We start from the raw sequence: 21,371 nt of genomic DNA on the forward strand, positions 1-21,371 counted from the left end.
GTAAGGAGCCGTCTGGTGGTCGCTGGGAGGGGAGAGGGTGCGCTGTCATTTGCTTCAACTCGGGGCACTGAAAAGGTGATAGGTAGCTCAGCGTCGGGAAATAGTATCCTATTGCCGAGCAGCATAGAATTGATCGTAATATAGCGCTATATTTACACTTAGATGCAGACCCCTGTCCCTGCTATCTGAGAGGCCACTGATGCAATGTCTGGGTTGCGGTTGCCAGAACAAGGCGACCAATGAGTATTGCGAAGGATGCGGGGCTACCCTCGGAATTGAGTGCAGCGCCTGTGGTCACTTCAATGGGCCGACAGCTCGCTTTTGCGGGCGATGTAGCGTTGTCCTGAAGCCAACATCCACGCAGATATCCAATCAATCGTGGCAACAAGTCCTAAAATCCCTTCAAGCCAAGGGCGGAGAGCGCAAACACGTTACGATTCTATTTGCCGATATTCGCAATTCCACCGGTCTTATGGATAGTTTGGGCGATCCCGAATTAGGAATGAAACGTCTTCAGCCCATTCTCGACCTAATGAATGAAGCCGTGGTTCGCTATGACGGCATCGTCAACAAATCTCAAGGCGACGGGGTGATGGCGCTATTTGGTGCCCCACAGCCTCATGAAGATCATGCCGTTCGTGGCTGTCTCTCAGCGTTGGCAATGCAAGATGGAATGACTCGCATTGGCGATCGTGATTTGCAAATCCGAGTCGGAGTTCACACCGGAGAGGTTGTTGTTCAGGCGATAGAGCATGGGATGTATCAAACCTATGATGCAGCTGGTGCAAATGTGCATCTCGCGAGCCGAATGGAGCACCTCGCAGAGGCAGGCAGCATCCTGATTTCCCGAGAAACGTATGTCGCTGCGAAACAGTTTGTCGAAGTCGAGCCGCTAGGGCCGCAATCTGTTCGTGGGATCGCGGCACCCGTTGAGGTATTCAGCCTAAAAGGACTCCAACATGCTCCATCGAGCGGAGTTTTTCGAAGCGGGATACGGCTGAGTCCGCTCACAGGTCGGTCGGAGCAAAACTCTGCTCTTTTGTCTGAGCTAGAGCATACCAAGAACGGCGATGGTCGGGTCGTGGGTGTAGTCGGTGAGGCTGGAATCGGGAAAAGTCGCCTCTGTTTCGAGTTCGCCGAAAGCTGTCGGGGAAAAGACATCCGTGTGTTTGAGGCTCGCGTCTTGGCGCACGGTAAGGCCACCCCATTTCAGCCGGTACTAGAATTGTTGCGCGACTATTTTGGACTGCGAACGAAAGAACTGGCAGACGTCTTGCGCGATCGAGTCCGTGATAGGTTAGCAGCCCTTTCAGTTTCGGAGCAATTTTCGCTCATACTGCTGGAGTTCCTAGGACTGGGCAATCCACAGCACCCGGCTCCCAAGCTCGATCCAAAGGCCAGGAAAACGCAGCTCCTCGACTTTGTAAGAACGCTGCCTCGTTCAGGAAGTAGTGTCGTCATCATTGAAGATTTGCATTGGATCGATTCAGCCAGTGAGGAGTTTGTCGAGGCACTAGCCGATGCCGTAGTCGGCACGAAAACGCTCTTGGTCCTCAACTTCAGACCCGGCTTTGTGGCCCCACTGATGCAGCGATCGCACTATAGACAGATCAGCATGCCGTCGTTGGGCCCAGCGGAAGCGACCTCTCTTCTGCAAGATCGTCTCGGCAATGATACATCATTAGCGTTGTTGACTAGAAACATCGTTGCGCGCGCCCAGGGCAATCCATTCTTTATCGAGGAGCTTGTCAATGCACTTGTGGAGCGGGGCGACTTCGAAGGAGAGGAGGGTGCCTACCGCCTGAAAGGCGGTATTGATGCAATCCCGCTACCTTCCACTGTGCAGGCGGTGATTGCAGCTCGGATTGATCGACTTGAGGAGGATGCAAAGCAGGTACTCGAGGTCGCGTCCGTGATAGGTCGAGAAATTTCAATCTCTGTTCTAGAGTCCGTGTGCGGCTTGGATCAATCAGGGCTTTCCCAGGCAGTTCAACGGTTGAGACGGTCAGAGCTGCTTTATGACGTTCCGCCCTTCGAGCAGCGGCTGGTCGCATTTCGTCATCCCCTCATACAGGAGGTTGCTTATAGATCGTTACTTCAGGACCGTCGAAGGGAACTCCATTCAAAAGTGGCTCAAGCGATCGAAACGCTCTTCAAGGATCGCGCCGACGAGAGGGCGTCTCTCTTGGCATATCACTTGGAGCAGGCGGGCGAAAATCTGAAAGCAGCTCAACAGAATATGCGGGCGGCGGTTTGGATTGGCACAAACGATCCAAGTCAAGCACTGAGGAGCTGGAAGAAGGTTCGCGAGTTGTTGTCGGATCTGCCATCGTCTCAACCAATAGACTATTTAAGGATGATGGCTTCCGGCCAAATCGTAAACTTTGCCTGGCGCGAAGGAATTCCGGCGCAAGATGCTCTGATCTACTTCGAGGAAGCTAAACAATTAGCACTGGCCTTAAGCGATATCAGAGCCAATGCGCTGATTCATGCGGCTTACGGAAGGATGATAGCGAACGGCGGATCGGCAGATGAGTATGTCGAGAAAATCCGAGAAGCTAAAGCGATCGCCGATAAAGGCAACGATCCAAGCGTTCAAATCACGCTTAAGGCGGTACTCTGTCACGCATTGCGGCTCTCAGGTCGCATGTTGGAAGCGCTGCAGATGAACACCGAGGCCATGGACCGGGCAAACGAGATCGTCAAATTCGACCGACAAACACTGGGCTTCGACGTTGACATATGGCTGACTGTGATGCGTGGCCAAACCCTGGTGATGCTTGGTCGAACGGAAGAAGCTTGTCCGTTACTTGATCGCATCATTCAGTTAGAAAGTAGCCAGGTTGATGCCATTAATTACGGCATTCCGAGTTGGGCGTATGTGGATCTCGCCTGGGCTGAGGGAAACATCGGATTGGCTCAAGAACATGCCGATCGAGCGTTTTCTATCGCTGTGAACGCCGGTAATCCCTACCTGCGAGTCTATGCCCAAGCCTGTCGTGGTGTTTCTCATATCGTCGCGGGGAGGCTGACTTCAGCCGTAGAAGACTTGTCCGACGCCCTCAGCTTTGCTCGATCGCGAAAGGCCGGTCTAGAAAACGAACCCCGTATTCTAGCTGACTTAGCAAACGCCTACAGACTGAATGGCGATACAGCAACTGCGCTGACCACCGTTGATGAGGCGATCAAGGTTGCGACCGAACGTCATGCCCGGGTTCCTGAATGCCTCGCCCGAATTATCCGCGCAAAGCTGTTGTTACGATCTGCAAAGAGCGATGAGAAAGCCGAAGGAGAGCAGGAGTTAGATCGCGCAAGAGCGCTAACGCGAGAGACTGGGGCTGTGCTTTTTGAAGCTTTTCTCAACGACACAAGCGTTCAGCAGAGCGGCCTATTGCAAACATCGACCAAGGTCAGCTAAGCTGATGGCAGGTGGCTGATTTAGCCGAGAGGCGATCTTTTTGGGAGGTCTGCCTTCATTAGTGACTAGCTGGAGTGAGCATCCTCCAACTTGTGCATTTGCCCTCTCATTCCGCTAACCCCTTCGAGGAATGCTTTCCGAACTCAACGGGGTTAGTTTCGCTCGCGCTTCTTATTTAATCAGTAGGTCGGCAAGACCGGAAGCCATTTGATCAAAAGTGGCTCGTCGGTCCGATACATTTGCACTAAAAACATCGCTGCGGCGGCGATACTAACGACACCAGTTTCAACACTCCGGCTCCAGCCGAAAGGTTTTGTTTGAGTGGGAGAGGAGGCCTCAGTCTTTTTCGACATACGGAACTCCCTCTGTTTTGATCACGGGTTCGTAAAGGCTAATGTAGCTGTGCGCTCGATTGCAACTGACGGTAACTAGTGGGGGTCAGCGAAAAGGGCCCCCATCTGCTAGAAAAGTTGCTGCTTTTGGCTTGGCTCACTTTGTTCGGCCGTCAGCCATAGAGATAAAGCAGACTGCTTGGGGTGCCATCCAGTGCTCAAAAAAGGGCCCTAGTTCGTTTTTCACGGATAGTCTCCCAGGCTCCCACTTGGATTGTGAGAAGGCCGAAAAGTCTCCTGGCGTGAAAAAGAGGTTTTCGAGGCAAAATTCTCTTGATATTTCAAAGGCCGAAACTCAATCGGGAATGTCTAAGTTCGATCCCTCCCAAGGCAGCCAGCCAGTCCTTCGTATGCCCATAGTTTGCAACCTGCGCCTCACAGGCCCGGAAATCCGGGCTTTTCGCGCATTCGACTTTGTCTCCATGCTCCCGATTTCCCAATCCCAAGGGCGAAATCGTCGAAAGTCTCCGGCCTTGACCGCGGAAATTCCCGTTTTGGAGAGATTATCGGCAGAGACCGGTTCGATCACGACTGCCGCCCGACCGAGGCACTCTTCCTAGGCCAGTTCGTCCGGTCGGGCTGCACTGGAAGAGGCGATCAAGCGCGGGGGGTGGGAGCGGACCGGATAGCTGCACACCGAAGCCCGAAATGCGCAAGCCGCGCGACATGTATGTACCGGACTTGCATATCGACACGTTGAATTTGAAGTCGCGGAATTTTCGGTAACTTGCATCAGACATACCGAAGGTATTGTTCACCTCTGACTTCGGACAGAGCTACATCCAGTTCATACTGGAAGTCAGAGGACGAGAGACGCGCTTCGGTTCCTATCGCATTCCGTGCGACAGCATATCCTGCCGGATCGAACCAATAGGTGAATTCCTGCTGTTGGATTGGAAACACGACCATGCGCGCTTGCAAATAGTTTTGCGCAGGTCGTGCTAACTGAACGGCCACTCGCATCGACTCTTGCCTTGCGCTGCGCTCTCCCACAGGTCGAATGGCCTCAACCCAATCTCGTATACGACGGGGATCGAGCCGATCATTCGCCGAAACATCCAAGGCCAAGGAGCCGTAATATGCCGCCGCCAACGCTTCTGCTTCCGGTCTACTAACAACTTGGCCGCGCGCGAGTAGAAACGCAGCAACGGGTTCCAACGTACCCCACGTAATTAATTCCTTTAGCCAGAACGCTATCCAGGGAAGGCCGCTTCGAGGCCAATCATCGATTTCTAATGCTCTGATTGGCTGACCATCCTGCGTAAGATCGAGGAGAAGCCCTAGGGCACTGCCTACACCCCATACTCCCCTATATATAAAATTCGTCGCGACGAACTCATACCAATTGGTGACCTGCGAAGGCGTGGGCTGAGTACGCAGCGTCGTCTTCGCTAACCACCACCGAAGAACGTTTTGCCACTCCCTAAAAGACCTCGCCCTGCCCATTTTTGTGCTGATTTCAAAGGGTCGAATACCAGACAGGAGATCAAGCACCTCGGCAACGAACATAAATTTGGTTTCGGTCGTGCTTGCTGGCGGAATGCTGACGATAAGCACGGAACGGTGCACGTAGCTCGAACCTGACAAGGTCGGTGCGGCAGGACCACGCTATGCCGATGGCCCATTTAGCAGGGCTCTTGCCGCGCGCAAATCTGGCGCATCGAACCCTTCGGTAAAGCGATTATAGACTCGCGCCAAAGTGCGCCTCACCTCGTCATGGTGACCCTCGGCCGCGCATAACTGGGCACGGCTAAGGGCAATCCGCAGCTCCCAAAACAAGGCGCCCTGCTCACGAGCGATTTCGTTTGCTATCCGAAAGCACTCTTCCGCCTCGATAGCGGGCGAAGTTTTCGACCGCAGCATTAATTCGCCCTTCATACGCATAAGCTCCGCCTTGTACCAACCCTCTTCGTTTTTGCCTGCCCACGCGATTGCACGCTGCAAAGTCGAGCCAGCCTCCTCAAGACGACCAAGCCCGGCCAAGCCTTCTGCAAGACAACTGAGGAACTGGACATAGTGCATCTGCCAACCTGACCGCTCGCAGGCTTCCAATGTCTGCGATATCAACTCAACGCCTCGACCGAATTCACCACGTTCGATCAGCAGCTGTCCTTTCCAGCAGGTCGCCATCATCTTCCACAGAGTTGCATCGAGGCGTGCCGCCCAGTCGCTCATCGCCGCGATAGCGCGTTCGGCGGCTGCAAGATCACCCGTCATCAGCGCGATCGGGCACAACGCATCGTGCACGACCCAGCAGACGGTGATTCCCGCGCCGGACGATTGAGCCATCTCGAAGCTGGACCGGGCCTCCGCGTAGGCTCGATCTATGTAGCCACGAAGGCTGAGCACGCGCGCTAGTCTCACGCGCGCTAACACTTGCGGGTCGCGGCGGAACAGCATCGAGTGATGCCCGTCCGAGGGAGCGACATAGAAGTCGACCACGCGCTGGAGGTAGTCTTGTGCGTCGGTCAACTTGCCTGCAAAGAGCAGAGAGGCGCCGAAAATGCGGTCGCCTACTAACTTCATGGTATCGCCGCCGCGTGTTGTGACGGCGGCAAGGTGCTGAGCGGCAGTCAGTGCGGCTTTATGGTGGCCAGACGTGAACTCGAGGGACCATTGCAAGTAGAGTAGGCCTGCCTGTAAATCCAGGTCATCGATGTCCGCAGCGAGATCTATCGCCTTCATGAGCGCAGCGCGAGTGCGCTCGACCGGCGCAAATGTCATTGTGAGCGCCTCTTCGTAGGCAATCCACATGCGAAACTCCGTCGCCTGGCTCAACTGGAGGCCAGGCGACCGCGTCGCCAGCATGCTTTCGACACGGTCGCGACACTCTCCCATCAGCGACAACATCTGGCAGATGGGCGCGAACGCAGCTGTAAGCTTCGCGCCGATTTCGGCATCGCCACCGGGCGAGAACGTCCAGTCGAGCGCAGCGCGGACATTGTCGAGTTCGCGACAGCAGCGCGCCACATCATCGCGACTGAGCCACGCTTTCGCGCCGGCCGCTATTGGAGAAACGAGATCCTGGAGATATTCGGCATGGCACCGCGCGGCGCCCGGATACTCACCATGTTGGGTGAGCTTCTCCAGCGCGTACGCGCGTATCGTCTCGAGCAGGCGCCATCGCATTGGCGGCGTCGAATTGACGCGCTCGCAGAGCGACTTGGACACAAGGCTGGACAACTCCTCGACGATCGACTGACCGGATCGGCCTATAACGCCCACGGCCTCGGCGGCCTCGAACGTAAATCCCGCTGGGAAGACTGCAAGGCGACGCAGCAGGCGTTGCTCTTCCTCCGAGAGTAGCTCGTAGCTCCAGTCAAGCGCGGCGCGCAAGGTTCGATGCCGCGGGATCGCGGTGCGACGTCCACTGGTCAGCAGCGCAAAGCGATTGCGCAGGCCGGCAGCCACCTGTTCGGTTCCGACAAAGGCTGCGCGCGCCGCAGCAAACTCGATGGCGAGCGGAATGCCGTCGAGGTGTCGGCAGATCTCGGCGATCGACAGAAGATCCTCTGGCTGTGGCGAAAAATCGGTGTCCAGTGCCTTTGCCCGGGTGATGAACAGCTCCACGGCACTGTGGCCGAAGATGATGTCGGGTGCCTCTTGGTCAAGCGCGGGCACGTCGAGCGCCGGCACGCGGTAGACGGCCTCACCTTGGATCCGCATGACTTCGCGGCTGGTCGTCAGAACCGTGACGCGCGGGCACAAGCGCACCATGGCCTCTACCAGGTTGGCCACCGCGTCGATCAGATGCTCGCAATTATCGAGCACGAGTAAGAGTTGCCTGTCGCCGATGCCGTGCGCGAGCGACTCCGCCGTGACCCGCTCGCCGCCGAGCTTCAGTTCCAGCACGCCGGCCACCGCGGACGGCGCGAGAGCGGCGTCGGAAAGCGACGCCAGTTCGACGAGCCACGCGCCATTCTCGAAGTCGGTGAGCAAACCGCGGGCGGCCTTAACAGCAAGCACCGTCTTTCCGATCCCCCCCGGTCCGGTCAAGGTCACCACGCGATAGGCGGAGACGAGGTCACGCACGTGCTGCACCGCCGTCGACCGGCCGACGAGCTGGCTGACGATCACTGGGAATTTGGTGGACGGGCGCTCTGCGGATTGGGGGCGGGGCAGGGGCGTCGCCTCGGTCGTCTCGCCGTGCCGAACGGTCCAATCTCCGACCAGTCGGTACCCCCGACCGTGTGACGTCTTCAACATGCCACGATCCCTGCCGAGCGCCTTGCGGACAGCGGATATGTGAACTTGAAGCGTATTGTCCCCGACGATGGCGCCTGGCCAGATGCGCTCCATCAGATCATCTTTGGTGACGAGCTGACCGCCCGCCCGGATCAGGACCTCGACGATCTCAAACGCACGGTTGCCGAGGGCTATGGGCGCACGGCACGACCGAAGCTCACGTCGGCCGAGATCGACCTCCCATGGCTTGCAGGCGTAGATCAGATTTGGAACTACTCCGGACATCCTGAACTCTTGGTGGGGACTGCTCACGCCGCGTACAATTGAAGCTCGAAAGCGGTATCAAAGCACCGTTAAGCCAAGCTCCCACCCGTGTCGACGGTTCCCACGACTAGCCCGTGTCGGCCAGATTGCGGACCCGTCCGCGCATTTCGCCCCCGAAATTGAATGCTTAGCAGCTTTGCTGACAACGGGCGGCGGTGCAAGGCGCTGTGCCGGTTCCCCGTGCACCGCCGTTCTGAGGCGGCCGCTTCGCTTAAGAATTCTTAAGCCCCTGCCCAAGGATTGGCTGCAGGCGAACAGATAAACGGGCTTCTCTCTGTGGGGAGTAAGACATGGTTGGATCCGATGCGAACATCAAGTCGCCCATCCTCGGCCCCGCCCGAGGCGGTCTCGCCCCAAGGCAGGTGAAGCGCGCCTGCGAAAGGATTGAGTCCGAGCTCAACGGGAAACTTTCATTGCGAAAGATCGCGGCCGAGTTTGGCCTCTCGGTCAGCCAATTCTCTCGCGCGTTTCGGATTTCTACTGGTCTGCCGCCATACCAGTGGCTACTTGGGCAGCGCATTAGCGCGGTTAAGCAAAGTGAGGCGCGAAAGACAGCGATCCTGAATTCAGCGCTCGACTGTATCATTACGATCGATCACGAGGGATCTATCACTGAGTTCAACCCGGCTGCCGAGCAAACCTTCGGCTATCGCCGGGACGACGTCCTTGGCAAAGATCTGGCCGCCATTATCGTCCCGCCTTCAATGCGGGAGAAACACCAGCATGGGTTAACCCGCCACTTGGTGACCGGTGAGGCGAAAGTCCTCGGAAGGCGCGTCGAGATGACAGCGATCCGCGCCAACGGCAGCGAGTTTCCCGTGGAGTTAGCAATCTCCCGTATCCCGCTGGACGGCCCGCCGTCATTTACGGGCTATCTGCGTGACATCACCGAGCGAAAACAATGGGAAGAAGAACTGCGGCGAAGTGAGGCGTTTCTCAGCGAAGGGCAACGCCTCAGTCGTACGGGCAGTTTCTCATGGTGTTTGGCGACAGGCGACATTATGTGGTCTGATCAAGTTTATCGTATTTTCGAATTTGATCAGGCGGTTCCTGTAACGCCCGAACTGATTGCCACTCGCGTTCACCCAGAAGACGTGCACCTGTTGCGCGACATGATGAACCGGGCGAACAGTGCAGCTGACGGTTTCGAGTACGAACACAGACTCCAGATGCCGGACCATTCGGTGAAGTATCTGCACCTCGTCGCTCACGCGACCCGAAACCAACATGATCAGTTAGAATACATTGGTGCTGTTCAGGATATCACGAAGCGACGCCTCGCGGAAATGGCGCTCGGCGAAGTCAGATCAGAGCTGGCTCACGTCGTGAGGGTCGCAAGCCTTGGTGCATTGACGGCGTCGATCGCGCATGAAGTTAACCAACCTCTGTCGGGTATCCTCACCAATGCCAGCACCTGCCTGCGAATGTTGGCTGCCGACCCTCCCAACGTTGAGGGAGCGCGCGAAACTGTGCGTCGGACGATTCGCGATGGAAAACGAGCGTCGGATGTGATCGTTCGATTGCGAGCGCTATTCGGCAAGAAAAGATTTGCGATCGAATCAATAGATCTGAATGATGCGACGCGAGAAGTGATTGCGCTGTTGTTGGTCGAGCTTCAGAGAAATCGAGTTAGGCTTCAGACGGAGCTTGTTGAAGGCCTTCCGCTAGTTATGGGCGATCGCGTACAGCTTCAGCAGGTCATCCTGAACCTGCTCCGAAATGCGTCAGATGCAATGAGCGCAATAGAGGATCGACCGAGGCAATTGTTCGTCCGAACCATGCGAGACCGTGACGATCATATCTGCGTGACTGTGCAGGATGCCGGTGTGGGTTTTAGATCGCAGGATGCCGGCAAGCTATTTGATGCATTCTATACCACCAAGGCTGGCGGTATGGGGATCGGCCTATCCGTAAGCCGTTCCATTATTGATAGTCACCGTGGCCGGTTGTGGGCGACTGCGAATGAGACTCACGGTGCTTCTTTTTCATTTTCGATTCCAGTGAAACTTGAGAAGGACGGCCTTACTGACCTCAGGTGAGGGAGTAGGTCGTGAGGGGTCCGTGATGTCCGTTCGTTTGCTTGTTGCGGGTGCAACAATGGCCCGGGCCTACTTAGACGGAGCCCCTTCGTCACCGGTTTCGTTGGTGTGCCTAAGTGGACAAGCCGAAAGAGCCGAGCGTGTGCTGGAATGTTTCGGCCAGAACAAGTCGAATTTGCTGGCCGTGCGGGAGTGCCCAGTTATCCGCGAGCTCGCCCAGAAGGGTATTAGTTGCCGTCACGACGATGCCTCCCTGCATCATGCGCAAACGAGCGGCATCTTCGGAAATCTGAAAAGGCGAGCCGCCAGCATCGAGGACCGCGTGAACTTCGTAGCCAGCCCGCCGAGCGCTGAGGGCGGTATAGAGCAGGCAGCCGTCATTGGTGGTCCCAGCCATGATCAAGCTATGGCGTCCCGTTGCCTCGACGGCACGGACAAAGTCCGGATCGTTCCAGGAATCGACAATGCCGGTGCGCTTGATCCGGCGCGCATAGGCATCGCGGTTGATCTCTTCCAGACCTGGCATCCACCAGTCCTTGTTGGCGTCCTCGTTGCTGCTGGTCCAGACACTGGGAATGCCGAGGATTTTAGCCGCCTTCACCAGGGCGATGTTGTTGTGCTTGGCGATTTCAAGGGCTTGGGTTTTGATCATGGACATCGAGATGATCTGATGATCGATCAGGATCAGGGCACAATCCTGGGCCTTGAGTGCCTTTGACATATTATTCTCCGGTTTCGTTTGGGTCGAGTGGCCGAAGCAGACGTCCTGAGGCTTATCGGCCAAGTCCGCTTATGACGCGGAACACACGATCGATGCATCACGTTTTTCCCCGCAAATTTCGTTTTCAAGACTGGTTTACAAAAAGGCTTCCGTTGAAAGCCATCTCGATCGCACCACACTAGGTCGCGATACGAATGCGACGTCGGCTTGTGGCACGACGATGAGCCTATGCAGCAACTCCGGTTCGCGCCGAAGAAAGCGGGAGGTGTACGGAACGCAGTATGATGAACCTAGTGAAGCAAATCTTTGATGCGTGCACGATATTTCAGTTTCGGCGGGGAGCTCGCCAACGAAGCCGGACTCGATCATGATGTGCTCTCGAGGATGTCTGGCAACAAGCCTTCGACTGCAGGCAAACGACCGCGCACAAATTGCTGCGTGACCCTTGCCACGCGCTCGCCGAGGTATTCGGCGGTCAGAAGATCGGATTCGGGTGGGGCAAAGTCAGGCCCTTGATCGTTGTTCGACTGTGCCGCGGCGCCTAGCCAGAAGCCAAGCCGATTGAGGTCGTGATCTGAGCCGTACGTACTGTTGTTGCCGGACGGAAGACCGAGATTGACCCAATGCATGCGGTGTTGCGCCGCGAAGATGGCGAATTGGGTCAGTGTAGCGAGCTTGTCACCCGACTTTGACCCCGAGTTTGTGAAGCCTGCCGCGATCTTGTCCTTCCACGCGCCCGTAGCGTAGGGTTTTGACGTCGAATCCATGAAGGTTTTGAACCGTCCGGACACGCTTCCCATGTAGGTCGGGGCGCCGAAGATGATTGCGTCTGCAAGTTTAAGGTCATCCAAGCGGCCCTGAGCCTCGTCTGATGTCAAAAAGAGGACAGATGCGCCCGCGACCCGTTCGACACCACGCCGCACGGCTTCTGCCTGCCGAGCAGTGTGGCCAAAGCCGCTGTGAAATAGCACGGCAACCGTTATTGGAATGGCTGGTACTTCGTGGTTCATGGTTGACACCGATCGGAAATGTGTTCTGTCCCCTTTTGGGCTCGGTCAGTGCTTAGTCCGAACAATGCGCGATCGTCTTTCATGTTGTCCGACCAATGTCGAGAATGCACGACCTGCTGTGCTGGACCGATCAACGCCGGCTCGGATGTTACCGAAGCGGTGATGGCAAGTTGCTCCAGCCTGCGCGTCCTGGCCGCTTCGAAACCATGCATGCCTGTCTGCCACTGCAGACCGACGATTGCGCCCTTCGTAGGTTGCAGAAGGCCGAGCGAACTCACGAGAGTTAGTGGTAGCCAGATCAGCGCGTGTAGCCAGTAAGGTGGCGAGTAGGCAACTTCGACGGCCAGAACGGCCGGAACGATAACATGGCCAACCACGATGATGACGAGATAGGCTGGCAAGTCATCGGCACGGTGGTGATGAAATTCTTCGCCGCATTCTTCGCATTGATCAGCAACCTTCAGATATTTGCCGAACAGATGACCTTTGCCACAGTTCGGGCATCTGCAACGAAATCCACGCATCATCGCCTGGTAAAGCGAGGTCGTTTCTTCAGGGCGGGCGGGCGCTGGACTGATTGTCGCCCGCGCCACAGGGATTGTTTGCGTCATCTCGATGCCCTCCTCATTGGCAGCACCCATATCCTCGCCTTCTGATCGAATTTATTCTTCCTGCCTTGAACTGTTTTTTTACATTCGCAGGTCAGTCGGCCGATGGCACTGAAGTCTTGACGACACCTTGGTCCAATAGATTCGCGCTTCGCTTAACATCATCCTTTATCTCACGGTCCCGGTATTCCCCGGCCTCACGAGAGCTATTCTGAATGGATTGAGGGGCTCGGACAGACTATGTTTCGTATGATTGCCGGGTTTCCCCTCTCTGCGTGGGCATTTGCGTTCCGGACGTGGGCCGCCATGGTGACGGCCCTGTATGCGGCTTTCTGGCTGCAGCTCGACAGCGCGTCGTCCGCCGCGGTTACCGTCAGCATTCTCGCCTTACAGACGCGGGGGCAGGTCTATCAAAGGGCGCTATACCGAGTTCTCGCCACTATCATCGGGATTATCGCGTCTATTGTGATTGCTGGATTGTTCGCGCAAACTCGTGAGCTGTTCATAATCGTCTTCGCGGCTTGGCTCGGACTCTGCGTTTACGTCGGCGGGCTTTTGGAGGACAGCAGGGCCTACGGCGCCGTGTTATCCGGTTATACGGTTGCTCTGGTGGCTGTGGTCCAGATCGACTCGCCTCAGAACATCGTCCTGGCCGGCTTTAACCGCGGTGCGGCTATTGTGGTCGGAGTCGCCGCGCTCGCTCTGATCGGCGAAGTATTCGGTGCTCCGAACTTGGATGCGAGTCTGTTGTCCAAGCTCACAACCATCCATCGGCGAATAATTGCCGTTGCACTTGCTATCCTCGGTGGCAAGAGCGCCGACCCGATCCGGTCGGCTAATCTGCTGCGTGAGATCACAGCGCTTCGTCCCGACATCTCGGCCCTTGCGGTCGAATCGGGTCGTGGGTCGGCGCGGCGCGCGGCAGCCCGTAACGCGGCCGTAGCATTGGTCGGTGTAGTCAGCGCCGTAGGCGCATTGGCATCACTCCCCCCGACGACGTTGCGATCTCTCCGAACCGGGCTAGGGGAGGCACTCGACAATGGCCTGGCGGAAGAGAACCGTGTTTTGCCTGGACGCCTGCAACAGCATGCGAATTCCGATAACTTCGACCCGTACGAGGCGATTTTCGTCCGTTACGCTCTAGAATTGCTGGTCGAGAACCAAAGAGCTAAAGACGCTATTGGAGCTCTCCAAGCAGGCCGTCGCCCTACACATGAGTTTGATGCGCCCATCTACCGTTCGAGCCGAGTGGCGGCACGAAACGGGCTGCGCGCGTTTCTGGTAGCGCTGACGATCGCGGCCTTATTGTCCCTTGGCGGCTGGCCGTTCGCATCGCTAGGCATCGCTTTGACAGGAGTGATCATTGCCCTGAGTGCCAACGTTCCGAACTCGGGCGCTTTCGCCACAGCAGCTGTTATCGCTGTACCGATCGCTGTGATGCTTGCGGGTGTAACCGAATTTTTTATTCTGGACGGGGTCGACCAGTTTCCTCTCTTGGCGATCGGTATAGCACCAAGCGTCATTGCCACCGCCCTCCTATGCACGGCGCCCAACCCGAGACTGGCCGTGACCGCGTTCCTTGTGCTGGTTGTCCTTCCCGTGATGCTCTCGCCAACGAATCCGCAGCGTTACGACCCCGAACCCTACCTGTTCTCCAGCCTTATTGCGATCGCATCGGTTATCCTGCTGTTCGTCCTTCTCCGGGTTATCCTTCCAACGTCCGATGCGCTTCGGCGGCACTGGTACCTGATGTCGGCGCAAGCAGAGATGCGCGGACTCCTTACCGATGGCTACTCTCGGCGCCCAAATGAAGAGGCCCTGTTCCGAGACGCGGACCGCATTAGGCAACTCGCAGCGCTGCAACCTTCGTCAGATGGACACCGGGATGACCTCCGTCAGGCTATGGAGTTGTTCGGACGTGCGGCGGCTGTGCGCCGGGTTCGGACAACGCTGACCGAACTAGTTGCTCGAACGGGCTCACGGTTGATGGTCGAGACCAATGCGGCTCTGGCTGCCTGTGATCCCCTTCGCCTTCGCCGAATTGCCGACGATCTCGCAGGCGCGACCGCTGGGTTCAGTCGTGATGACCTGGCCCTCGCTCGCGCGGCCCGCCTGGATCTGATCTGGGCTGCTTCCCTGATCGACCCCACCGCCGCGCTCGGCTTCCATCCGCATGGGTCTTTTGCCTCATGATGCATACCTTCTCTGAATTGGTCCTCGACGGGGTGCTCGTCTCGCCTTTCGTCCTCTATGCAGGTGCCGCCCTTGCAATCTTCGCTGTGCTGCGTCCCTTGCTGTACCTCGTATCGTTCGAACGCGCCTTCAGTAATCCGCCGGCGGCGGAGTTGAGCCTCTACGTCTTGGTTCTCGCGCTTTTGATTGCGGTGTTCTAGAGGGAGAAGGTCTTGCAGCTGCACGATACCATCACAGACGACCGGACGAAGGATAACACAGCCGATACCCGCGCCACGGTGGCTGAGCGCTCTGTGAGTAATGGCGGCCTCGCGCCGGGCGGAGATCAGCCTGGCGTTACCCTTGAACGGAATCTGAGCGTCGAAAGGCCCGTTTTGAAAGGGCAGGTGACTGGGGTTCGAGGCCCTACGGCTCGCTTTGCTCGGGAGGTGTTCAAGCGCGCGACGACGGCGGCCATCCTTGCGCTCGCCGGGTTAGCCGCTCTCCTCATCTGGGACGTTTATGTCAACGCGCCGTGGACGCGAGACGGCCGCATCCGCGTGCAGGTAGCGAGCATTGCGCCTCAGGTGTCGGGGCAAATTACGGAAATCCGAGTCGTCGACAACCAGTTCGTTCGCGAAGGTGACGTGCTCTATGTGATCGATACGTTCGACTTCAAGGTGGCGCTCGACACGAGCCAAGCGATATTGCGTCAGAAAGCCACCGATTTGCAGGTCAAGCGAATCCAATCGGAACGGCGAATGCGGCTCTCCGACCTCGCCACGACACCCGAAGAGCAGCAAGTGTTTGCCGGCAATGCTAACCAGGCGCAGGCGGCCTTCGACGCTGCCCAGCAGCAAGTTGCACAAGCCGACATTAATCTCAAGCGGACGCAGGTGCGCAGTCCCGTCAATGGCTATGTCACCAATCTACTGATGCGGGTCGGAGACTATGCTCACGCTGGCGCGACCAACATTTCGGTCATCGATGCGGATAGTTACTGGATTGACGGCTACTTCGAGGAAACCAAGATGGCTCATGTCTGCGTCGGCATGCATGCCGAAGCGGCACTGATGGGATATCGCGACCCGATCCTGGGGCTGGTCGAGAGTGTGACCCGCGGCATCAGCGTCTCCAACGCCGCACCGAGCACCCAGGGGCTGCCCAGCGTCGATCCGGTCTACACCTGGGTGCGACTGGCGCAACGAGTGCCGGTGCGCCTCAAGATCACCAATGTACCGGCCGGGGTTCCGCTCGTTTCGGGAATGACTGTTACGGTGACGATCCGCGACGAGCGGGCGAGTGACAGTGGTGGCTGGCTTCACCGGCACTTTCATAACCTTACGAATCGCTTGAGTAACGTCATTCACGGTCCGCAGGGTTCACCCGACTGCGCACCCCGCGGTAGGTGACAAGAACTGCGCGATCGCAACCCTTCTTGCTTCAGTGAACAGGAAAGCTAATGCCTTGTCCAAGGAAGACAGTCCAAGGAAGTCACACCAGCCTATCGCGATAGTTCGCGTATGAAGTCAGGGTCCGTTTCCGTGTTCCGCTATGACGTTCTAGCGAAGTCAGGCGCTTTCTCGAATCAAGTCGGAGGCCTTTTCGGCAATCATGATTGTCGCGGCATTGGTGTTGCCGCCGACTATGGTTGGCATGATCGACGCATCAACCACGCGCAACGCGCCAACACCCCGCACGCACAGCTTTGCATCAACCACGGCCGTCGAATCGCTTTCCGGGCCCATTTTACAGGTGCCGATCGGGTGATACTGCGTGTCAGCGCGGCAGCGAATATCCTTCTCCAAGCCGGCGGGATCGTTGGATCGCGTCGGGTACAGCATCTTGCCGCGGAGCCGATCGAAAGGTCGGGATTCGATGATGCGTTGCTGGATCTGGGCTCCCTTGACCAGCAGTTTCAGATCGCGCTCATCTGAAAGGAATTTGGGATCAATTCGGGGAGCATCGCGCGGGTCGGTGCTGTCAAGTCCAACGGTGCCCCGACTGTACGGGCGCAAGACGTCCACATGGCAGGAGATGCCATGACCCATGTGGAGTTTGCGTCCGTGATCGTCAACTATCGCGATGACGAAGATCAACTGCAGATCGGGAGCTGGGGCATCGGGCGACGAACGGATGAATGCGCCGGAAGTGCCATAGGTCGTCGTCACGAGGCCTGTGCGCGCCTTGCGCCATTCGAAGATCGCGCGTGTCAGCTTCAACGCGCCTCGGAGCGAAATGCCAACTGTTTCAGTATCGTTCGGCACGCGCCACGATTGAACGTAGTCAATGTGGTCCTGTAGATTCTTGCCGACGCCAGGCACGTCATTCTCGACTGGAATGTCGAGCTTTTTCAGCTCTTCGCCGGGCCCAATGCCGGAAAGCTGCAGTAGCTGCGGTGAGCCAAAGGTCCCGCCCGCCAGGATCACTTCTCGTCGGGCTCGCACTTCTTTCAATCCGCCTCCTTGGTAGTACATCACGCCACATGCACGGCGATTTTCAAGCAATACCTTCGCCGAGATGGCATGGGTCAAAACCCTGAGATTTTTTCGCGAGAGGTTGGGGGTTATGTACGCCTTGGCAGCGCTCCAGCGCTCGCCGCCCTTGTGAGTGACCTGATATTTGAAGGCGCCCTCTTGTTCGGCTCCATTGTAATCGGGGTTTGGCCGAATCTGGTGCAGGGCAGCGGCCTCTAGAAACAGGTTGGTGAGCGGACTCTGGTGTCGCGGATAGGTAACGTTCAGTGGACCACCCTGTCCGTGGAAGTCATCTTTGAATTCTTCGTTGTTTTCAGCGCGCTTGAACAGCGGCAATACCTCGTCATAAGACCAGCCCGGATTGCCGAGCGATGCCCAGTGGTCGTAATCCCACCTGTTTCCTCGCACATAGAACATCGCATTGATCGAGCTCGAGCCTCCAAGCGTCTTGCCGCGCGGTTGATATCCGCGGCGGCCATTCAGGCCGGACTGAGGTACCGTCTGATATGCATAGTTATTGATTTTGGTTGGCACCATCGCGACGAAGCCAGCCGGCGCATGAATCAAGACGCTGGAATCCCGCCCGCCGGCTTCCAACAGGCAGACCGTAACGTTTGGATCCTCCGTCAGGCGAGAGGCCAATACGCACCCGGCCGAACCGGCGCCAACGACGATGTAGTCAAATTCACAATGGTCCATGGCGCGCTCCCGTCGAGATAAGATGCGTTCTTCAATGAGAGATCGGCTGTCCCAACGCGCGGTTTCACCGACGACCGCTGCTTGGGACTGCCGAGCTTCGATGCCGTTGCGAAACCGCCTCGCATGGAATGGAAGCACCGAAATTGCTGACCTGTGATTACGCAGGATCGAACGTGAATCCATTGCACCTAGGTGTTGTGGGGATTTGCATCCGGTGTTTCTGGATGAGCGATCATCCCGCTCGCGTCCATCAGCGAGCGTCCGACGCTGCCCATAAGTGCTGGATATATCGGGTGAAAATCGGTTGTGGCTCGGTCGTTGGGCGGAGTATGCTGGCAGAATGTCAACTGCTCAACCGACACCAAGGTATCATCGACCTCTTTTCGCAATTTAGAACACTATCGTATCATGGCGATCGTCGAGAAAGGGTCGACATGAAAGACGATCTTGGTCCCGCTCTTCACACGCTTCCCGGATTGGTGTGGACGACACTGCCTGACGGGCATGTTGATTTCCTCAGCGAGTCTTGGCGTGAGTTCACAGGACTCAGCATTGATGATCTGCTCAGAACGGGGTGGTGCGCGGCAAGCCACCCCGAAGATGTGCCTAAACTGATCGCGTGGTGGAAACCCGGCCTGTCGGTTGCCGAACCGAGGACAATGGAAGCGCGGCTCCGTAGCCGTGATGGGGAGTATCGCTGGTTCGTTTTCCGAATGCGTGCCGTGGTCGATGCGTCTGGAACGGTAACCAAATGGTGCGGATTAGGTTTCGATATTGAAGACCAAAGACAATCAGCAGACCCCTTGGGACCGCGCCATGAGCAACACCGCAATGTCACCGACACAATCCCCGCCTTGATGACGTTCTTGACGCCGGCTGGCGAGATAGAGGATGTCAACCGCCATTATCTGGAATACGTCGGTGCAGATGCAACGCCCCAAACTCTGAATGAATGGAAAACGAGTGATCTGGTTCATCAGGACGATCTTCGCTTTGTGACAGGTGCCTGGGAACGCGCGATAGCCACCGGGGAAACTTACGAAATCGAGCATCGAATACGACGGGCGGACGGCGTCTATCGGTGGTTCCATGTCCGCGGATTGCCTCTTAGGGATGCGCGCGGTCATATCGTTCGTTGGTACGTGCTGCAAACCGATATAGATGACCGAAAGCGAGCTGAGGCGCTGCTCGCCAGCGAGAAGCGGCTTCTTGAGATGGTGGCAGGACGCCAATCATTGTCGGAGATACTCGAAGTGCTCTGCCAGTTGGCCGAAGACACCATGGATGGCTGCTACTGCAGTATCCTGTTGGTCGATGCCACTGGTAACAAGTTCGAGGAAGCGATAGCGCCGAGCCTCGCGGCTGAATTCAACGAGGCAGCGCGCGGCTGGTCCTTGCAGGATAGGGGCGGCCCATGCGTAACGGCCGCGCGGGAAAAGATACAGGTAATCATGTCGGACGTTGCGACCGACACCCGCTGGCGCAATGGATGGCGCGATCTCGCGAAACGCCACGGTCTGATCTCGTGTTGGTCGACGCCGATCGTGTCCTTGACCGGAAAGACTCTGGGGACCTTTGCGCTCTATTATCGCGAGCCGCGATCACCCACGGTGGAACATCAGTCACTTATTGAGCGATTTACGCACATCGCCAGCATCGCCATCGAACGTTCGCAGAGTGACGCGGCGCTGAAGCGAAGTGAGGCACGGAAGACGGCGATCCTCAATTCAGCGATCGACTGCATCATTACCATCGATCATGAGGGATCCATTACCGAGTTCAACCCAGCCGCGGAACGGACTTTTGGCTATCGAAGAAATGCCGTCGTTGGCAAGCAATTGGCCGAAGTTATCGTCCCTCCCTCAATGCGGGAGAAACACCAGCTGGGACTAGCCCGTCATTTGGCGACAGGTGAGTCCAGGTTAATCGGAAAGCGCCTTGAGACGGTCGCGGTGCGCGCTGATGGAAGCGAGTTTCCGGTTGAGTTGACGATCTCTCGTATCCCGCTGGACGGGCCGCCATCGTTCACAGGCTACCTGCGCGACATTATGGAACGAAAACAATGGGAGGAAGAACTACGGCAAAGCGAGGCATTTCTCAGCGAAGGGCAGCGCCTCAGTCGTACGGGTAGCTTCTCATGGTGTTTGGCGACAGGCGACATCATGTGGTCTGATCAGGTCTATCGCATCTTCGAGTTTGATCAGGCGGTTCCTGTAACGGTCGAACTGATTGCCACTCGCGTTCACCCGGATGACATGCACTTGCTGCGCGACATGATGGCCCGGGCGAACAGTGCAGCTGACGGTTTCGAGTACGAACACAGACTCCAGATGCCGGACCATTCGGTAAAGTACCTGCACTTGGTCGCTCACGCGACTCAAAACCAGCATGACCAGCTGGAGTACATTGGTGCTGTCCAGGATATTACGAAGCGCCACCTCGCGGAAATGGCGCTCGGCGAAGTCAGATCAGAGCTGGCTCACGTCGTGAGGGTCGCAAGCCTTGGTGCATTGACGGCGTCGATCGCGCACGAAGTTAACCAACCTCTGTCGGGTATCCTCACCAATGCCAGTACCTGCCTTCGGATGCTGGCCGCTGAGCCCCCCAATGTCGAAGGAGCGCGCGAAACCGCGCGGCGCACGATTCGGGACGGCAACCGCGCATCCGATGTCATCGTTCGGTTGCGTGCGCTCTTTGGCAAGAGGAAGTTCGTATTCGAATCGGTTGACGTGAGTGAAGCCGCGCAGGAGGTGATTGCGCTGTTGTTGGGCGAACTTCAAAAGGACCGCGTCTACATTCAGGCCGAATTTGCAAATGAGCTTCCGCTTGTCATGGGCGATCGAGTTCAGCTGCAGCAGGTTATCCTGAATCTGATCCGAAATGCGTCAGACGCGATGAGAGATGTTGAAGATCGTCCGAGGAAGCTGGTTGTCAGAACCGAGCGAGATCCTGATGATCAGGTTCGTGTGACTGTGCAAGACGCAGGAGCAGGATTCAATCCTCAGGATACCAACAGGCTGTTCGATGCTTTTTACACGACCAAGGCTGGCGGCATGGGGATCGGCTTGTCGGTTAGCCGCTCCATTGTCGAGAATCATCGTGGCCGCCTTTGGGTGACGCCGAACGAAACTCATGGCGTTTCATTTTCGTTTTCCATTCCGCTTGGATTAGAGAGCGACCACAATCAGGAAACGAGCACAAGTCGGACACTCCCGATAAGAAGCTGAGCATGAGAGGCGTTTGAAGGCAATTTCTGGTCGTTGATTGCTGATTGTGACCAGTCGTTGCCTGGACAAAAAAAGCCCGATGACTGTTCAGTCATCGGG

Annotated in this window: 12 protein-coding genes and 1 pseudogene; 6 read left to right on the forward strand and 7 right to left on the reverse strand. The window is 57.0% G+C overall.

From position 1 onward, the window contains the following. Positions 1-199 precede the first annotated feature (199 nt). Positions 200-3,418 carry an adenylate/guanylate cyclase domain-containing protein gene (locus tag JQ629_RS09440; RefSeq protein WP_212412420.1) on the forward strand — a complete coding sequence of 1,073 codons (3,219 nt, stop codon included), beginning with the start codon at positions 200-202 and terminating at the stop codon, positions 3,416-3,418. Between the two features lie 179 nt (positions 3,419-3,597). Here JQ629_RS09440 and JQ629_RS09445 read toward each other — a convergent pair whose 3' ends face one another. The 3 genes from JQ629_RS09445 to JQ629_RS09455 form a co-directional block, all read right to left on the reverse strand. Next, a complete protein-coding gene (locus JQ629_RS09445; RefSeq protein ID WP_212412421.1) occupies positions 3,598-3,771 on the reverse strand; it encodes a hypothetical protein in 174 nt (57 codons plus the stop codon). 771 nt (positions 3,772-4,542) lie between these two features. Then, positions 4,543-5,367, reverse strand: coding sequence for a hypothetical protein (locus tag JQ629_RS09450; protein ID WP_212412422.1), 825 nt, complete (start codon positions 5,365-5,367; stop codon positions 4,543-4,545). A 51-nt stretch (positions 5,368-5,418) separates the two neighbouring features. Beyond that, positions 5,419-8,280, reverse strand: a complete 2,862-nt coding sequence (locus JQ629_RS09455; protein WP_212412423.1) for an ATP-binding protein — start codon at positions 8,278-8,280, stop codon at positions 5,419-5,421. Positions 8,281-8,609: 329 nt separating this feature from the next. On the opposite strand from JQ629_RS09455, the gene JQ629_RS09460 reads away from it, so the two are divergent. Next, positions 8,610-10,358 carry a PAS domain-containing sensor histidine kinase gene (locus JQ629_RS09460; RefSeq protein WP_212412424.1) on the forward strand — a complete coding sequence of 583 codons (1,749 nt, stop codon included), beginning with the start codon at positions 8,610-8,612 and terminating at the stop codon, positions 10,356-10,358. A gap of 112 nt (positions 10,359-10,470) precedes the next feature. On the opposite strand, the gene JQ629_RS09465 is transcribed toward JQ629_RS09460, so the two are convergent. The 3 genes and pseudogenes from JQ629_RS09465 to JQ629_RS37030 form a co-directional block, all read right to left on the reverse strand. Then, on the reverse strand, positions 10,471-11,079 hold the full coding sequence (locus tag JQ629_RS09465; protein WP_211995956.1) for an isochorismatase family protein: 609 nt from the start codon (positions 11,077-11,079) through the stop codon (positions 10,471-10,473). Between the two features lie 365 nt (positions 11,080-11,444). Beyond that, positions 11,445-12,089 carry a flavodoxin family protein gene (locus JQ629_RS09470; protein WP_211995955.1) on the reverse strand — a complete coding sequence of 215 codons (645 nt, stop codon included), beginning with the start codon at positions 12,087-12,089 and terminating at the stop codon, positions 11,445-11,447. A 179-nt stretch (positions 12,090-12,268) separates the two neighbouring features. Next, positions 12,269-12,700: pseudogene (locus tag JQ629_RS37030) on the reverse strand (DUF983 domain-containing protein); the annotation flags it as partial. Between the two features lie 237 nt (positions 12,701-12,937). Here JQ629_RS37030 and JQ629_RS09480 point away from each other — a divergent pair. The 3 genes from JQ629_RS09480 to JQ629_RS09490 all read left to right on the forward strand — a co-directional run bounded on the left by JQ629_RS09480 (position 12,938) and on the right by JQ629_RS09490 (position 16,281). Then, positions 12,938-14,890 (forward strand): FUSC family protein, encoded by a 1,953-nt coding sequence (locus JQ629_RS09480; RefSeq protein WP_211995954.1) that lies wholly within the window; start codon positions 12,938-12,940, stop codon positions 14,888-14,890. After that, positions 14,887-15,090, forward strand: a complete 204-nt coding sequence (locus tag JQ629_RS09485) for a DUF1656 domain-containing protein (RefSeq protein WP_211995953.1) — start codon at positions 14,887-14,889, stop codon at positions 15,088-15,090. The genes JQ629_RS09480 and JQ629_RS09485 overlap by 4 nt, the downstream gene beginning before the upstream one ends. Positions 15,091-15,345: 255 nt before the next feature. Beyond that, on the forward strand, positions 15,346-16,281 hold the full coding sequence (locus JQ629_RS09490; RefSeq protein WP_502752713.1) for an HlyD family secretion protein: 936 nt from the start codon (positions 15,346-15,348) through the stop codon (positions 16,279-16,281). A 159-nt stretch (positions 16,282-16,440) separates the two neighbouring features. Here JQ629_RS09490 and JQ629_RS09495 read toward each other — a convergent pair whose 3' ends face one another. Beyond that, a complete protein-coding gene (locus JQ629_RS09495; RefSeq protein ID WP_212412425.1) occupies positions 16,441-18,045 on the reverse strand; it encodes a GMC family oxidoreductase in 1,605 nt (534 codons plus the stop codon). Positions 18,046-18,479: 434 nt separating this feature from the next. On the opposite strand from JQ629_RS09495, the gene JQ629_RS09500 reads away from it, so the two are divergent. Beyond that, positions 18,480-21,272: a PAS domain S-box protein gene (locus JQ629_RS09500; protein ID WP_212412426.1), complete on the forward strand. Its 2,793-nt coding sequence runs from the start codon at positions 18,480-18,482 to the stop codon at positions 21,270-21,272. The last annotated feature ends 99 nt before the right edge of the window (positions 21,273-21,371 follow it).

This window comes from Bradyrhizobium sp. AUGA SZCCT0222 (genome assembly GCF_018130205.1).
Taxonomy (GTDB): domain Bacteria; phylum Pseudomonadota; class Alphaproteobacteria; order Rhizobiales; family Xanthobacteraceae; genus Bradyrhizobium.

Bases quoted from the DNA above. Each gene is read 5' to 3' on its own strand.
- JQ629_RS09440 (WP_212412420.1), top strand. From the start codon at position 200: ATGCAATGTCTGGGTTGCGGTTGCCAGAACAAGGCGACCAATGAGTAT.
- JQ629_RS09445 (WP_212412421.1), bottom strand. From the start codon at position 3,771: ATGTCGAAAAAGACTGAGGCCTCCTCTCCCACTCAAACAAAACCTTTC.
- JQ629_RS09455 (WP_212412423.1), bottom strand. From the start codon at position 8,280: ATGTCCGGAGTAGTTCCAAATCTGATCTACGCCTGCAAGCCATGGGAG.
- JQ629_RS09460 (WP_212412424.1), top strand. From the start codon at position 8,610: ATGGTTGGATCCGATGCGAACATCAAGTCGCCCATCCTCGGCCCCGCC.
- JQ629_RS09465 (WP_211995956.1), bottom strand. From the start codon at position 11,079: ATGTCAAAGGCACTCAAGGCCCAGGATTGTGCCCTGATCCTGATCGAT.
- JQ629_RS09470 (WP_211995955.1), bottom strand. From the start codon at position 12,089: ATGAACCACGAAGTACCAGCCATTCCAATAACGGTTGCCGTGCTATTT.
- JQ629_RS09480 (WP_211995954.1), top strand. From the start codon at position 12,938: ATGTTTCGTATGATTGCCGGGTTTCCCCTCTCTGCGTGGGCATTTGCG.
- JQ629_RS09485 (WP_211995953.1), top strand. From the start codon at position 14,887: ATGATGCATACCTTCTCTGAATTGGTCCTCGACGGGGTGCTCGTCTCG.
- JQ629_RS09495 (WP_212412425.1), bottom strand. From the start codon at position 18,045: ATGGACCATTGTGAATTTGACTACATCGTCGTTGGCGCCGGTTCGGCC.
- JQ629_RS09500 (WP_212412426.1), top strand. From the start codon at position 18,480: ATGAAAGACGATCTTGGTCCCGCTCTTCACACGCTTCCCGGATTGGTG.